16 protein-coding genes are annotated in these 14,545 nt (G+C 35.7%); 11 read left to right on the top strand and 5 right to left on the bottom strand.

Going from position 1 to position 14,545, the window contains the following annotated elements; translation table 11 throughout:
• Positions 1–5: 5 nt before the first annotated feature.
• The 4 genes from LY60_RS09730 to LY60_RS09715 form a co-directional block, all read right to left on the bottom strand.
• The gene (locus LY60_RS09730) at positions 6–872 is read right to left on the bottom strand and encodes an ABC transporter permease (protein ID WP_145082867.1); all 867 of its coding nucleotides are present in this window, start codon (positions 870–872) and stop codon (positions 6–8) included.
• Entirely contained in the window at positions 869–1,948 is a 1,080-nt protein-coding gene (locus tag LY60_RS09725) for an ABC transporter ATP-binding protein (RefSeq protein ID WP_145082865.1), read from the bottom strand. The genes LY60_RS09730 and LY60_RS09725 overlap by 4 nt, the downstream gene beginning before the upstream one ends.
• 337 nt (positions 1,949–2,285) lie before the next feature.
• Entirely contained in the window at positions 2,286–3,626 is a 1,341-nt protein-coding gene (locus LY60_RS09720; protein ID WP_145082863.1) for an urease accessory protein UreH domain-containing protein, read from the bottom strand.
• A 13-nt stretch (positions 3,627–3,639) separates the two neighbouring features.
• On the bottom strand, positions 3,640–4,146 hold the full coding sequence (locus tag LY60_RS09715) for a DUF2318 domain-containing protein (protein WP_145082861.1): 507 nt from the start codon (positions 4,144–4,146) through the stop codon (positions 3,640–3,642).
• A gap of 201 nt (positions 4,147–4,347) precedes the next feature.
• On the opposite strand from LY60_RS09715, the gene LY60_RS09710 reads away from it, so the two are divergent.
• The 5 genes from LY60_RS09710 to LY60_RS09690 all read left to right on the top strand — a co-directional run bounded on the left by LY60_RS09710 (position 4,348) and on the right by LY60_RS09690 (position 7,788).
• Complete coding sequence (locus LY60_RS09710) at positions 4,348–4,917, top strand: GNAT family N-acetyltransferase (protein ID WP_145082859.1); 570 nt, start codon at positions 4,348–4,350, stop codon at positions 4,915–4,917.
• A gap of 78 nt (positions 4,918–4,995) precedes the next feature.
• Positions 4,996–5,205: a hypothetical protein gene (locus tag LY60_RS09705; RefSeq protein ID WP_145082857.1), complete on the top strand. Its 210-nt coding sequence runs from the start codon at positions 4,996–4,998 to the stop codon at positions 5,203–5,205.
• A 339-nt stretch (positions 5,206–5,544) separates the two neighbouring features.
• On the top strand, positions 5,545–6,837 hold the full coding sequence (locus tag LY60_RS09700; RefSeq protein WP_246145409.1) for an ATP-binding protein: 1,293 nt from the start codon (positions 5,545–5,547) through the stop codon (positions 6,835–6,837).
• A 136-nt stretch (positions 6,838–6,973) separates the two neighbouring features.
• A complete protein-coding gene (locus tag LY60_RS09695) occupies positions 6,974–7,309 on the top strand; it encodes a YtrH family sporulation protein (protein WP_019228281.1) in 336 nt (111 codons plus the stop codon).
• A complete protein-coding gene (locus LY60_RS09690) occupies positions 7,306–7,788 on the top strand; it encodes a sporulation membrane protein YtrI (protein ID WP_145082853.1) in 483 nt (160 codons plus the stop codon). Before LY60_RS09695 ends, LY60_RS09690 begins: the two co-directional genes overlap by 4 nt.
• Positions 7,789–7,816: 28 nt before the next feature.
• Here the strand turns inward: LY60_RS09690 and LY60_RS09685 are convergent, their stop codons facing one another.
• Positions 7,817–8,707, bottom strand: coding sequence for a putative ABC transporter permease (locus tag LY60_RS09685; protein ID WP_145082851.1), 891 nt, complete (start codon positions 8,705–8,707; stop codon positions 7,817–7,819).
• 183 nt (positions 8,708–8,890) lie between these two features.
• On the opposite strand from LY60_RS09685, the gene LY60_RS09680 reads away from it, so the two are divergent.
• From LY60_RS09680 to citD, 6 genes are all read left to right on the top strand, one after another.
• Complete coding sequence (locus LY60_RS09680) at positions 8,891–9,112, top strand: YdbC family protein (RefSeq protein ID WP_145082849.1); 222 nt, start codon at positions 8,891–8,893, stop codon at positions 9,110–9,112.
• Positions 9,113–9,154: 42 nt separating this feature from the next.
• Positions 9,155–10,738 (top strand): ATP-binding protein, encoded by a 1,584-nt coding sequence (locus LY60_RS09675; protein WP_145082847.1) that lies wholly within the window; start codon positions 9,155–9,157, stop codon positions 10,736–10,738.
• On the top strand, positions 10,731–11,417 hold the full coding sequence (locus tag LY60_RS09670; RefSeq protein ID WP_145082845.1) for a response regulator: 687 nt from the start codon (positions 10,731–10,733) through the stop codon (positions 11,415–11,417). The genes LY60_RS09675 and LY60_RS09670 overlap by 8 nt, the downstream gene beginning before the upstream one ends.
• Positions 11,418–11,693: 276 nt before the next feature.
• Positions 11,694–12,866, top strand: coding sequence for an NAD(P)-dependent malic enzyme (locus LY60_RS09665; protein ID WP_145082843.1), 1,173 nt, complete (start codon positions 11,694–11,696; stop codon positions 12,864–12,866).
• 33 nt (positions 12,867–12,899) lie between these two features.
• Positions 12,900–14,189: a 2-hydroxycarboxylate transporter family protein gene (locus LY60_RS09660; RefSeq protein WP_145082841.1), complete on the top strand. Its 1,290-nt coding sequence runs from the start codon at positions 12,900–12,902 to the stop codon at positions 14,187–14,189.
• Positions 14,190–14,275: 86 nt separating this feature from the next.
• Positions 14,276–14,545 carry a citrate lyase acyl carrier protein gene (gene citD / locus LY60_RS09655; RefSeq protein ID WP_145082839.1) on the top strand — a complete coding sequence of 90 codons (270 nt, stop codon included), beginning with the start codon at positions 14,276–14,278 and terminating at the stop codon, positions 14,543–14,545.

The following is a 14,545-nucleotide window of genomic DNA, read 5'->3' as shown; positions in this document are numbered from 1 at the left end:
AACCACTACAATACCTCCATGTTTTTATTTTTGTTCAGTATTTTTACATATACACCAAGCAAAATAAAAGTAAGAGCTATTAACACAATAGAAGCTGCAGAACCAAAAGGCCAATCTCTTGCAGTCAAAAACTGGTTCTTTATAAAGTTGCTTATGAGCATTATTTTACTGCCACCCATCAAATCCGGAATGAAAAACAATCCGAGAGTTGGTATAAACACCAATATACAGCCTGCTATTATTCCGGGCATTGTCAGCGGAACTGTAATTTTCCAAAATGTCGTCCATGGATTTGCTCCTAAATCAGATGCAGCTTCAAGATATCTTTTATCAAGACTTTCAATTGAAGCATACAGAGGAAGAACCATAAAAGGAAACAGTGTATATGCAAGCCCAAGAACTACAGCACCGTTTGTATAGAGAAATTGTATTGGTTCATTTATCATTCCAAACTGCATCAAGTAAGAGTTAATTATTCCGCTTGTCCTTAAAAGGGTAATCCATGCGTATGTCCTTATAAGAGAATTTGTCCAGAATGGTATGATTATAAGCATCAACAGTATTCCTCTTATTCTTTTAGGAGCATTTGCTATGAAATAGGCAAATGGATATCCTGCTGCAAGACAAATTATGGTTGTTATAAATGAAAGCCACAGCGATGATAACAGCATTTTAAGGTACAAAGGATTAAATATTCTCATGTAGTTTTCTAGTGTAAATTTAAATTCCACATTGCCGTATGTTCCGCGGCTTAAGAATCCTATGGCTATTACAAACATAAGTGGAACAGCCACCAAAATTGAAAGCCAAATTACTAATGGGGAAAGGGTCCAAAGGGGTCCTTTGTTTTTTTTAAGTGAATTTGTGGTCATTGCAGAATCACCACCCCATCTTCATAGTCCCACTGAGCAAACATGCTTTTATTTATATCATTAATGGTAGTTGTGTTGCCAGTCAGCTCATTGATTGTTATTTCATTTCCCTTTGACAGAGCAGCAATGGTTTTATTGACAGAACCCGCATAAATTTTTTCTTTTACCGTAACCTTTATTTTATTCATACCTTCTTCTGCTGAAGAAACAAGCTTCATTTTTTCAGGTCTCACTGCAACATACACATTTGCATTTTTCTTTAAAGACAATTTATCAAGAAGCGGATCTGTTATTGTTATTTCACTTAAGTCATCAATAATAACTTTAATACAATTTTCTGATACATGGCTCACTGCTCCTTCGAATAAATTTGTTTCACCGATAAAATCAGCAACAAATTTAGTCTTTGGTCTTTCATATATTTCGCTTGGGTTACCTAGCTGTTCTACCTTGCCGTTGTTCATTACGGCAATTCTGTCTGACAATACCAAGGCTTCTTCCTGGTCATGTGTGACATAAATAAATGTTATACCAAGCTTTTGCTGAAGGTGCTTCAGCTCTATTTGCATTTCTTTCCTAAGTTTCATGTCCAAGGCACCCAAAGGTTCATCCAATAAGAGTACTTTTGGGTTGTTGATAATGGCTCTGGCAATTGCAACTCTTTGTTTTTGCCCGCCGCTGATTTCATTGGGTTTTCTTTCTTCGTAACCTTCAAGTCGGACCAACCTCAATGCTTCTTTAACTCTTTTTTTAATTTCTTCCTTAGGCAGTTTTTTTAACTTAAGACCGAAAGCTATATTTTCAAAAATATTCATATGAGGAAAAAGAGCGTAACTTTGAAACACAGTGTTTACATCTCTTTCATATGGTTGATTTTGAGAAACATCTTTCCCATTAAGTAGAATTTTACCTCCCGTAGGCTCTTCAAATCCTGCAATCATTCTTAATGTAGTTGTTTTTCCGCAACCACTGGGACCAAGTAAAGTCAGAAATTCACCTTGTTTAGCTTCCAAGTTGAGATTTTCAATAACTCTTTGACCCCCAAAGTCCTTCATTACATTCTCGATTCTTACCATTTTTTTAAATTATCTTCCTCCTTATAATTAGATCAAGATTCTGAAAACCTTTCAGATTATGCAAATAAGTGCATTTTTTCAGAATGTTATAATTATAATGTAAGATGTAAGGTTTTACAATAAAAAATTTCATTTTTTTTAATATTTTTTTTACGAGAAAGACAACAATTTAACAATGTAACTTTACATTGAAACTTTAATGAAATTCAATGGTTAATATCATAAGAAATTTTTAGAGTATTTTTAAAAAAATTTCAGATTTTCACAGTATTCAGATAATTTAAAAATATACAATTTGCAAATAAAAAACTGCCCTGTATGGCAGTTTAATGCTGATTTATTTAACTGTTATTGTGTTGCTTATCATACCCATCCAGCATGTGTAGGTTACAGTTCCTGTTTTTGTCGGTGTAAATTCAATAATGTTTTCACCTTGCACTAATTTTTGCTGTTTATTGAACTCAGGAATAATAATTTCATTGTTGCATCCGTTCAAGTTTTCTTTATCAGCAGTTATAGTCCATTTCAAAGGAACATCTGCATACACTGTAATTGGCTGATATTTTCCTGATTCAAGATTTGTTGTTACTGTTTGATAGCCATCTTTTATAACAGCATTTTTAGAACTGTCATTTTGTTCAAAATTAATGCCAAGTGGTGACAGTAAAGTTTCAGCAATGTTGATTCCTGCCAGAGAAAGACCTCTTCTTCCCATTACCACTCCCAATATTATGACTAACATGGCGCTTACCTTCATCATTTGTTTTGTAAATTTTGAACTGATAAGAGAGCTGAAAGCACCAAATGCGAACATGAGCGGAACAGTACCTAATCCGAATATAAGCATTGATACAGCTCCTGTCAGGAAACTACCGGTTCCAAGGGCGTAAAGCTGCATGGCCTGAAGAGGACCGCAGGGCATAAATCCGTTAAGAAGTCCCACAATAAAAGATCCTTTATGATTTTTTGTGCTGTCGATTTTATCAGTCAAGGCTTTTGGAAGGCGAGGCATAATTTTTCTCAAGACAGAGTTTATGCCAAGCATATTAATTCCCATAACTATCATAAACAAGCCTGCTACAAGAGAAATAAAAGCCTTACCCTTAAGAGACACACTGAAAACAGAACCAAGGGCACCGGCCAGGCCTCCTAAAAATGTGTAAGATGTCACTCTGCCCGAATTATATAAATAATTTGGCTTGAGCCTTAAGTATATATTTTTGCTTTCGCAGCCGCCACAGCCGGCACATTGAGATAGACTGATACCTCCGCACATGGCAATGCAGTGAACTGAAGTGAAAAGTCCTGCAATAAAAAGCATTCCAAAGCCCATGCTGCTGGTAACCTGAGGAAAAAAATTAAACCCTACAGTATTGTTTATAATAATATACAAACCTGCAAGTATAATGCCTATGAAGAGGGTAGTCATATGTGATGACTCCTTTTCGTAGGTATCATCAAAGATTACCTCATATCCGGCATTTCTTATGGCATCATAAATATCATTTAAATCTACCTTAGGGCTAAAATAGGAAACATCTGCTGTGGCAGAAGCATAGTCCACATCTGCACTCAATATTCCATCCAGATTTTTTATTGCTTTTTCAATTTTGCGTTCACATGCAGCACAAGTGATTCCATCTATTTTTATAATTTGTTGTTCAATTGAATTCTGCATTTTTAATTACCGCTTAATTCTTCCAGTTTGCAAAAATACCTTCAGCTTCAACGAATACATCCTTGGTTATAATAATAGAAGAGTTGGTTACTTCTTTCCACTCATCAAATATAGGAACCGGGTTACATCCACCTTTGGCTACTTCAATTTCATCCATATTAAATCTGTTTCCGCAGTTCTGACATACCAGGACGTTGCCGTCCTGGACATAGTAGCCCTTTCCTGAAGAATAGCATACCTGGCAAGTGTTGAATGCTGTTCGGATTGTTCCGTCAGAAGCCTTAACAGCTAAAACTTCCATGTATGTGTCAAGCTTGTCGTATGAGTAGAAAGTTGCATCCTCAGTTATATCAGCAATTGGAATTACTATATCGCCATTTTCATTAATAGCTGAAACCGGAGCTGTCTTTGGTTGATCATTAGTTTTCCCTTTATCAGTATTAGGTTTTAAAAATGTGAATGCTGCAGCTGCTACCACTATAAGAGCAACTGCTCCAAGTATCAAATTATTTTTTTTCATATATCCTCTCAAATTTAGTATTTTTTTATTATCATACAATGAGCTTGTGAAGAAATTATGGAGAATTAATATTGTATTTGCCTGCAATAATGAAGATGAAATTTTTAACTAGCTATAATTTTTATATGTGAAAATTAAATGCTGGAGAAATTTATGGTAAAATGTTAATATTATAGAAATAAAATGTTAAGGGAGGAAATTATGAATCATTTGGGGACGGTAAATCTGGAAACAGAAAGATTAATATTGAGGAAATTTAAACTTTCAGATGCAGAAGCATTATACAACAACTGGGCAAATGACAGCGAGGTTACAAAGTTTTTAACATGGCCCACTCATACCTCTGTAGAAATATCAGAAATTGTAGTAAATGACTGGGTTAACAGTTATGCTGACAACAAGTTTTATCAATGGGCAATTGTTTTAAAGGAAAATCAAAATGAACCAGTGGGAAGCATCAGTGTTGTACATATGGATGAAGAAATCAATATGGTGCATATAGGGTATTGTATTGGCAGGAAATGGTGGCATCAGGGCATTACATCTGAGGCTTTTGCCGGAATAATTCCATTTTTAATTGAAGAGGTTGGAGCAAAGCGAATAGAATCACGTCATGATCCAAAAAATCCAAATTCAGGCAAGGTTATGCTAAAGTGCGGCTTGACTTATGAAGGTACATTGCGAAATGCAGACAAAAACAACCAAGGTATATGTGATGCATCGATGTACGGCTTGCTGGCTGATGAATATTACAACAGTATAAAGAAATGAAAATGTTTTCTTAAGCTGTTGAAACATGTAAAAAATGGTGGTATAATGCTTATATCGCCAGCGATATAGGAGGAGAAGATGGAAGTTTTCAAAGAATTTTGGTCAACTTACTACATGAATATATTGTTCGGAGCAGTGTTGCAGGGACTTATATGCGGGTCCATCAGCTCTAAGATTGCCAAACTTAAAGGATATTATGAATTTAAATATACATTGTTTGGATTTTTCTTTTCATTTATTGGAGTGATAGTGGCAGCAAATCTTCCAAAAAAATCTTACCACCAATAGATAGCTTTTTCAGAGAAAACAAAGATTTAATTTATTTCTCGCTTTTATTCTAATTATTATTTGCTATTAGCAGCTGTGATAACATTAGCTTAAAATATATAGCTTAATTAAACTTGTGTTGACGTATCAATACAAGTTTTGTAGTATTTATTATTTTATGATGTGATGGAACATTTCTTTAATATAAACGTCTTAGGTAATGTAGAGTTATGCCCTGAGGAGGAGACAGGGTCTGAGAAACTTAATCGTGCAAACGTTGACAAAATTTATATTATTTGTAATAATAAAGTGTAAGACATAAGTAATTCTTATTTTTACAAGCGGGGACGGGGGTATATTGTGAATAATTTTGATGTAGCACGTGATGTTTATGCAGAATGGGAAAGTTTTGTTTCTAATGTCAAAAAAAGTTCTGAAGCAAGACCAATTACATTGGAGTCGTGGAAACGATGCAGTGAATTTGATTTGCAGTCTGACAAGCTGAAATATAAATTTCTCTCTGAGGAAGAACTATCAATAAAAATTCGAGAAAATTCCAAACTTATAGAAATATGCAAACCCTACCTGGAGTCTTTGTCTTTAAGTTTGGAAGAAATTCCGCACATTGTAAGTCTAGCAGATAAAGAAGGATGGATAATTGATTTAAGAGGCACCCCTCAAGAATTAGGCGGAAAAGATGCAGGATTATGCCTGGGTTCAAACTGGTCAGAAAAAGTTATCGGAAACAATGGAATAGGAACGGCACTAAGACTAAGGGAACCGGTTCTTGTTCATGGTGTTGAACATTTTGGAATGGTATATGGTTCCTGCTCTTGTATAGGAGTTCCTATTATAAGCAACGGACAGGTGCTTGGTGCCTTGGACATAAGTGTTCCTGTTCAATATGCACATCCTGCCAGGCTGCATATACTTACAGCATGTGCCAGCTCTATTGAGTCAGTGTTAACATACATCAACAACTCAAACAACATTAACTTTTCAGCAATGAACAACTTAATTTCCACTGCTGTGCATGACCTTAAAAACCCTTTGTCAGTAATCAGCGGCCTTGGGCAGCTTGGAAACAAAGCTACAGATGAAGACAAAATCAAAAGCTATTTTGACAGGATAGTCATACAGGCTGATGAAATGAATAAAATGGTAACGGAATTAATAAATGTGTTTAGACCGGAAGAACTTTCAAGCCAGAATGTAAATCCAATTATTGAAGAAGTTATTAACAGTTATAAACCAATTTGTGATTATAAAAACATCAAACTCACATTTAAGTGTGATTGTAATGATCTTGTAAGGATAAATAGGAAACTTTTTAAAAGGTCGGTTGAAAATTTACTAAACAATGCGGTTCAATCTATGAATGGTGAGGGAACCATAACAATCGGAACAAAATCCTGCGGGGAAACACTTTTAATAACGGTTAAAGATACGGCAGGAGGCATTCCTGAAGAAATGCGTGATATATTGTTTGAACCGTTCGTATTCAAAAGGTCAGGCGGAACGGGTCTGGGACTTTTTATGGTTTATTACACAATAACAAATACCCACAAAGGAAGAATATGGTTTGAAACAGAACCAGGCAATGGAACAACATTTTCAATTGAACTTCCTCTTGACAGACAATTGCAATTATAATAATTATAGTAAACAAATCATGTATCTTGTGTTAAAGATACATGATTTGATTTTTTGCTTCCAAATAATGAAGAATGTCATAATCACAGCATTATTTCATACATTGTAAAAAGATAATATGAAAGTTGGGGATTTAATGACTTTTTATTCCAGCGTTGTACAGAATTTTTTGGTAGCATTTGGAATTGTTATTGGTGCAGGTATTTTTTCAGGAATAGGAGCAATAATTACAAACAATCCTCCTTATAAGGCAATGATTGAGGCTGCAGCTTCAATTAAAATTTGGGCATTGGCTGCTTCACTGGGAGGAACATTCACATCGTTCACAGTAATAGAAAAAGGATTGTTTGACGGAGAAGTTAGAACGCTTTTAAAGCAGGCAATTTTTGTACTCATATCATTGTCCGGAGCAAATATAGGATATGGATTCATCAAAGCTATAAAAATTTGTGGTGACATATGGGGAAAATGAATAAAAAAAGAACAGGATATATGTTTTGTTTTGCAACAGGCATTATATGGGGTGCTCTCATAGGCGCTTCGATTACAACAATGCTGGTGAGCTACAGGATTGATCTCTTCTATGAAAAAATAGCATATCAGGAAAATATGATCGAAGACAGCGTAGAAAAGTTAAAGAAGCTTGAAAAATCAATAAATAATTCAAATATTGTACTAAAGGATATAAAAATAATAATAGAAGCTGATGAAGAGCAAATTAACAGCATAAACAACATAGAAATTGAAAAAGCAATTAAAGAAAAATTCAATTCTTCCCTGGGCAAGGAAGTTAAGAATCTGGATGCAGAAATCTTAATGCAGGTTATTGATAAAAGAATTTTAAAGTTTGACGAGGCTGAATATAAAATTGATGTCAAGAAGCTGTCTTTGTCTGATACACTCAAAATATGGGTTGGTATAACGGTCATGGAAATTGAATCACAGGAATAACTTCACATGTAAAATAAAAATACCGAGGTTACTTCCTCAGTATTTTTTCTTTTAAATCATCCAATGCTTCCTTGTAGTGTTTTGATTTTATTCCAGGGAAGGCATTTAATAGCCTTCTTTCTCCAAAGAATGAAATGTTCAGCATCTCATCACGGTTATTTTTAAGCTGGCGGATGATTGCTTTTTTCTCTTCAATTTTCTGAGAAAGTATTTCTTTTCTGTCTTCAATTGTGCCTTCAACTTCAGATAGTCTTTCTTCTATGATGCCGCTAACTGTTAATTTTTGTTCTTCAATTGCAGCCCTCAGTTCTTCGCCTTTTTCAACTATTGAAATGCTTTCCTCAGAAATTTTTTCCGCCATATCGTCGGAAATGCTTCTGATTTTAGCAGCCATTTCATTGATTTTACTAAGCTGTCTGTTAAGCTTCATTACAGATTGAACAGTTGCAACTACATCCACAGTCATTATTGTCAGAAAAATGCTAAGCATTATTTTCCCAACTTCTATGTTGATGTAAGATACAAAATTCTGCACCAGTGGATGAATAGCGTTTATTACCAAAAGGCAGGCTGTTCCCCAGACCAGCGAAAATTTAAGGCATATGTATCCTTTGATGTTGAAGGGGTATTCTGTGTAGTCCCACCACTTGTGATTGAATGCTTTTTCAAGTATCCAGCCTGAGAAAAATTCAAGCAAAGAAGTCAGCACCACAGAACCGGCATACAACAACAGCAAATTGTTTTTAACGGGAGTAAGTATATTGATTACTGCAAGAACCCCGAAACCATAAATAGGACAAACTGGGCCGTTTAAAAACCCGCGGTTTACAAGTTTTCCCGTGCTCACGGCTGCATAAACAACTTCAGTGCACCATCCTATGAAGGCATAAATAATAAAATACCATAAATATAAGTACATTTTGAACCTCCGATTATTACATAATATTCCTGCTAAATTAATCTTTTCTTTAATTTACAGGAAAAATGATTTTAACTTTAAAATTTGTGAGTTTCTGTTGTCTTGACTTGACAAAATTTTATTGTATAATGATTTTACCGGAGGGATTAAATTCCTGAAAAATAATATAAGAAGAGGTACTAAATGGCTGAATTTAAATATGAAATAGTTGAGGAAATTGCAGTAATATCTGAATCATCAAGAGGATGGTCAAAAGAGCTCAACCTTATAAGCTGGAACGAAAGAGACCCTAAGTATGATTTGAGAGAATGGTCACCGGAACATGAAAAGATGGGCAAAGGAATAACACTGTCAGCTGAAGAGCTGAAAACATTGAGGGATGCTCTTAACAAGCTTGAATTATAAAAAAAGGTGAAAGCTGTATAATATTATAACTAAGGAAAAAACATGAAGCTAAGAACGCAGATAATACTATTCTTTATTTTAATTCTATTGTTTTCGGTTGGAAGTATAACTATATTTTCCTACTATCAGATGGAAATAATCTTCAATAAACAGCTGGAAGAAAAGCTTTTTGACATAGCTTACTATGCCGCAGAAGACAGCCTTGTCAAGGAGGCTCTGGCCGTCAATGAAATCATTCCGGATTCTGAACTGAATGAACATATAGAAAAAATACGAGTTAAAACAAATGTGGACTTCATTGTTGTTTTCAACATGGACAGAATCAGGTTTACACATCCCAATGAAAAGAACATAGGACAGCTTTTTAAAGGAGGAGATGAGAAAAGGGTTCTTGAAACAGCAGAGGAATATGCATCCAAGGCTGAAGGAACTCTTGGAATATCTGTAAGAGCATTTGTTCCGGTTTTTTATGAAGGACGCCAGGTGGGTGCTGTTTGTGTTGGTAGTACGGTAAATGAAAACACAAAGTCTCTTAACAACATCATAAAACAGTTTTATCCTTTTATTTTGATTGGATTTGTTTTTGGTATATATTTGTCTGCTATTCTTGCTTCAAATATTAAAAATGAAATACTAGGACTTGAGCCAAAAGAAATAACACTCATGTTCAAGGAAAAAGATGCAATACTGGAAAATGTAATGGAGGGTATCATTACCCTTGACGAAGCAGGAAATCTCATTCAGTACAACAAGGAAGCTTCGCGCATACTTGGACTGACAGAAGAGGACATGGGAAAAAACACCGAAGAAATCATACAGGGTAACAAAGCTTATGAATTGATTAAGTACGGTGAAGGTATGCATGAAACAGAAGTTAAAATAAGGCCTGGGCTTAGCATTATGTGCAACAGCAGTCTGCTTAAGGACGATAAAAATCAGGTCATTGGAAGCGTTATAAACTTCAAGGATCTGACAGAAGTTAAAAAAATGGCTGAAGAGCTTACAGGCATCAAGAAAATGGCCTGGTCACTCAGAGCCAATAATCATGAGTTTATGAACAAGCTTCACACCATATCAGGTTTAATACAGCTTGAAGAATATGATGAAGCAATAAAATATATATCCAAGACTGCAAAAAGCAGGAACAAAATAACCGACATCATAACCGGAAATATTAAAATTTCTTCCATATCAGCTCTTCTTCTTGCCAAATATTACAAGGCTGAAGAAATGAGGGTTAAGCTTGAAATTGACAAACAGTCAAGCTTAACAAAACTTCCTGAACTTATGACTGAGGAAGACCTGGAAAGTATCATCGGAAATTTGGTTGAAAACTCACTGGATGCCGTAAGTGTTGACGGAACAGGTATAATTTCCATGTCGCTTTATGAAAAGGATCAAAAGTTAATTCTTGAACTGAGAGATAATGGTCCGGGCATACCTGAAAATATAAGACACAGGATTTACGAGCAGAGATTTACTACAAAATCAGGCCAGAGAGGTTATGGAATGTACATTGTAAAAAAAATTGTGGACCGTCTGAATGGAGCAATAAACTTGACCATATCCGGTGGAACATCATGGTATATTGAAATACCAATGGAAGGCGGTGAGAAAGATGATTAATGTTATGATTATTGAAGATGATCCGATGGTCAGGGATATTAACTCAAAGTTCCTGAAAAAGGTAGATGATTTCAAATTAGTCAAAGCTGCATCAAATCTCACAGAAGCCATGGAATTCATGAATGGAAACAAAGTGGACCTTTTGTTGCTTGATATTTATCTTCCTAAAGAAAACGGAATTGAATTTATGAAGAAGCTCAGAAAAGAAGGAACAGAAGTTGATGTCATTTTAATAACGGCTGATAAAACAAGCGTTATGATTCAGGAAGCACTCAGATACGGGGCAGTTGATTATCTCATAAAACCATTCACCCTTGAAAGGTTTAAAGAAGCACTTGAAAAGTATAAGCAAATGTACAACAGCTTCAGCAGCTCCAACACTATTGAACAAAAAACACTTGATAAATATATAGCCGGATCTCCTTTTGACAAAAGCAATGATGAAGAGGATTTTGAGAAAGGCATTAACAAGTACACATATAAAATAATCTGGAATGAAATTGAAAATTCTAATGATAACTACAAGACAGCCGAGGAAATTTCAATGTCTTCCGGGGTCGCAAGGGTTACTGTAAGAAAATATCTTGATTATATGGAAAAAGAAGATAAAGTAAAAAAAATCATAGAATACGGTAAAGTTGGAAGACCCCAGCACAAGTATAAAATAAAAGTAAAATAGCAAAAGGGACTGTTGCATTAAGCGCTATCATGTCATCCTGAGCGTTAGCGAAGGATCTCATCTTTGAAATTTTGAGATTCTTCGGGCTAAAGCCCTCAGAATGACATGCTGATAATCACAATGCATCAGCCCTTTTTTTGTATGCAGGAAATCGTTATTTAAATAACAATGATATTTTTATGAACAAAACTTTTTTTAACTTTCATAATATTTACGTTATTTTCGCGGAATGATATATTGATTGTGAAATTAATTCAGTTATGGGAGGAAAACGATTTGAATTATTTTGAAGAAAGCTTGAAACTTCATGAAAAGCACAAAGGAAAAATAGAGGTTGTATCAAAAATGAAGGTTGAAACAAGGGAAGATTTAAGCCTTGCTTACACTCCTGGAGTTGCTGAACCCTGCAGGAAAATTCATGAAAATGAAGAAAATGTATACAAGTATACATCTAAAGGAAACATTGTTGCTGTAGTAACTGACGGAACTGCTGTATTAGGTCTTGGAGACATAGGACCAAAGGCTGCTCTTCCTGTTATGGAAGGTAAATCAATTCTATTCAAGGAATTTGCTGATGTGGATGCTTTCCCTATATGCCTGGACACAAAAGAAGTTGATGAAATAGTAAATGCCGTAAAACTAATTGCACCGGGACTTGGCGGAATCAATCTTGAAGACATTGGCGCACCAAGATGTTTTGAAATTGAAGAAAAATTGAAAAAAATACTGGATATTCCTGTATTTCATGATGACCAGCACGGAACTGCCATAGTAGTTCTTGCAGGACTCATAAATGCATTAAAAATTGTAGACAAAAAAATTGAAGATATTAATATTGTAATAAACGGAGCCGGAGCTGCAGGAACAGCAATTTCAAACCTTTTGTTGTCAGCTGGAGCTAAAAATATAATTGTTTGCGACAGAACTGGCGCAATATACAAGGAAAGAGAAAAAATGAACGAAGCAAAACTCATCCTTGCTCAGACAACAAACCTTGGAAGCAAAAGTGGAAGTCTTGGTGATGTTCTTGTGGGAGCAGATGTGTTCATAGGAGTTTCTTCTGCTGATTCAGTAAAACCTGAAATGGTTCGTTCAATGAACAGAGATGCAATAATACTTGCAATGGCTAATCCTACACCTGAAATCATGCCTGATCTTGCTAAGGAAGCAGGAGCAAGAATTATAGGTACAGGACGTTCTGATTTTCCAAATCAGATAAACAATGTGCTTGTGTTCCCTGGAGTGTTCAGAGGAGCCTTAGACGTCAGAGCAAAAGAAATAAACGAAGAAATGAAACTGGCTGCTGCGTATGCCATAGCTGGCTACATTGATGAAAAAGATTTAAATGAAGACAACATAATACCTAGTGCGCTTGATAAGGGAGTAGCAAAGGTAGTTGCAAATGCTATAGCTGATGCAGCACGCAAGTCAGGTGTAGCAAGAATATAAGAGTAAAATAAAATAATTTCTGGGAGGAAAATTATGAAAGATTACAAGATTATGGGAATTAGTCTACCAGTTTATTTCACATTGCTGGTTATATTGCTTGTAGCAGTATTTCTGGACATATTGCCTGGGGGCATGATAGGTGCCTTTGCATTTATGATGATTATTGGTTCATTGCTTGACGTAATAGGAAACAACACACCAATTGTAAAAACATTTTTTGGCGGCGGACCAATCGTAATAATTTTCGGTTCAGCAGCAATGGTTTATTACAACCTGATTCCTGCTTCAGTTTCAGAAAATGTTACTACATTTATGAAGGGCGGAGGATTTCTTGACTTCTACATTGCAGCACTCATTACAGGTTCTATTTTAGGTATGAGCAAGAAACTTCTTATTAAGGCAGCAGTAAGATACTTCCCAACAATAATTGGTGGAGTTGCCGTATCATTGTTGTTTGTGTCATTGGGAGGCATGCTTTTTGGTCAGGCACCTGGAGAATCAATAGCGTATATAGGCATTCCTATAATGGGCGGCGGCATGGGAGCAGGAGCTGTTCCAATATCAGAAGTTTTCTCACAGGGACTTGGAGTTCCTTCAGAAACAATACTTTCTAAACTTGTGCCTGCTGTGGCTTTGGGAAATGCAATGGCTATAGTGTTTGGAGGACTTCTTGACAGACTTGGCAAAAAATATCCTTCATTGAGCGGAAACGGTAAACTCATGGAAATCGGCGAAGATGACCTTAAGGAAAAAGAAGACACTGAAGCTTTGAAGCTTTCTGACTATGGTATTGGTATTGCAATTGCAACTTCATTTTTCGTAGTTGGTGAAATTGTAGCATACTTCTTTGATACTTATGCAGGCCTTGACATACATCCATATGCATGGATGATTATATCCGTTGCATTGGCAAAAGCATTCAATGTTCTTCCACAACAGTTTGAAAGAGCATGTGCAGGATGGTATAAATTTGTTGCAACTAACTGGACATCAGCACTTCTTATGGGAATAGGCATAGCATACACAAATCTTGGTCAGGTTATATCAGCATTCTCACCAATATACCTTGTACTTGTATTCCTGGTAGTGCTTGGAGCAGTTGTTGGAACAGCTCTTGTAGGAAAACTTGTTGGTTTCTATCCTATTGAAGCAGCCATCACAGCCGGTCTTTGCATGGCTAACATGGGAGGAACAGGAGACGTTGCGGTTTTAACAGCAGCTCACAGAATGGAACTCATGCCATTTGCACAGATTTCTTCAAGGCTTGGGGGAGCATTTATAATACTGTTGGCAACATTTATAGTACCAATATTATTCGGATAAAGTTTAATAATAATAAGCTCACCTTCAGGGTGGGCTTTATTGCATAATTTTATATATAATTTTAAGGTTTAGAAAGGGTGGCAAAAATGGAGATAAAAAAGAAGGCAACTGCCGGAACCTTGGAATCGAGCGACATATTTGTTCAGGTTGAGCCTAATGACAATGGAATAGAAATTAATCTTACATCAATTGTTTACAACCAGTTCGGCGAAGACATAGAAAGAACAGTGAGAGAAGTTCTTTCTGAATTTGACGTTAAAAGAGTAAAAATTCAGCTTAAAGACAGGGGCGCTGTTGAATGTGCCATTCGTGCAAGGATTGAAACAGCCCTGAGAAGAGCAGAAGGGATGGAATAA

Source organism: Sedimentibacter saalensis (assembly GCF_007830175.1).
In the GTDB taxonomy this organism is placed as follows: Bacteria; Bacillota; Clostridia; order Tissierellales; family Sedimentibacteraceae; genus Sedimentibacter; species Sedimentibacter saalensis.
This window is presented reverse-complemented; position numbering and strand designations above follow the sequence as displayed.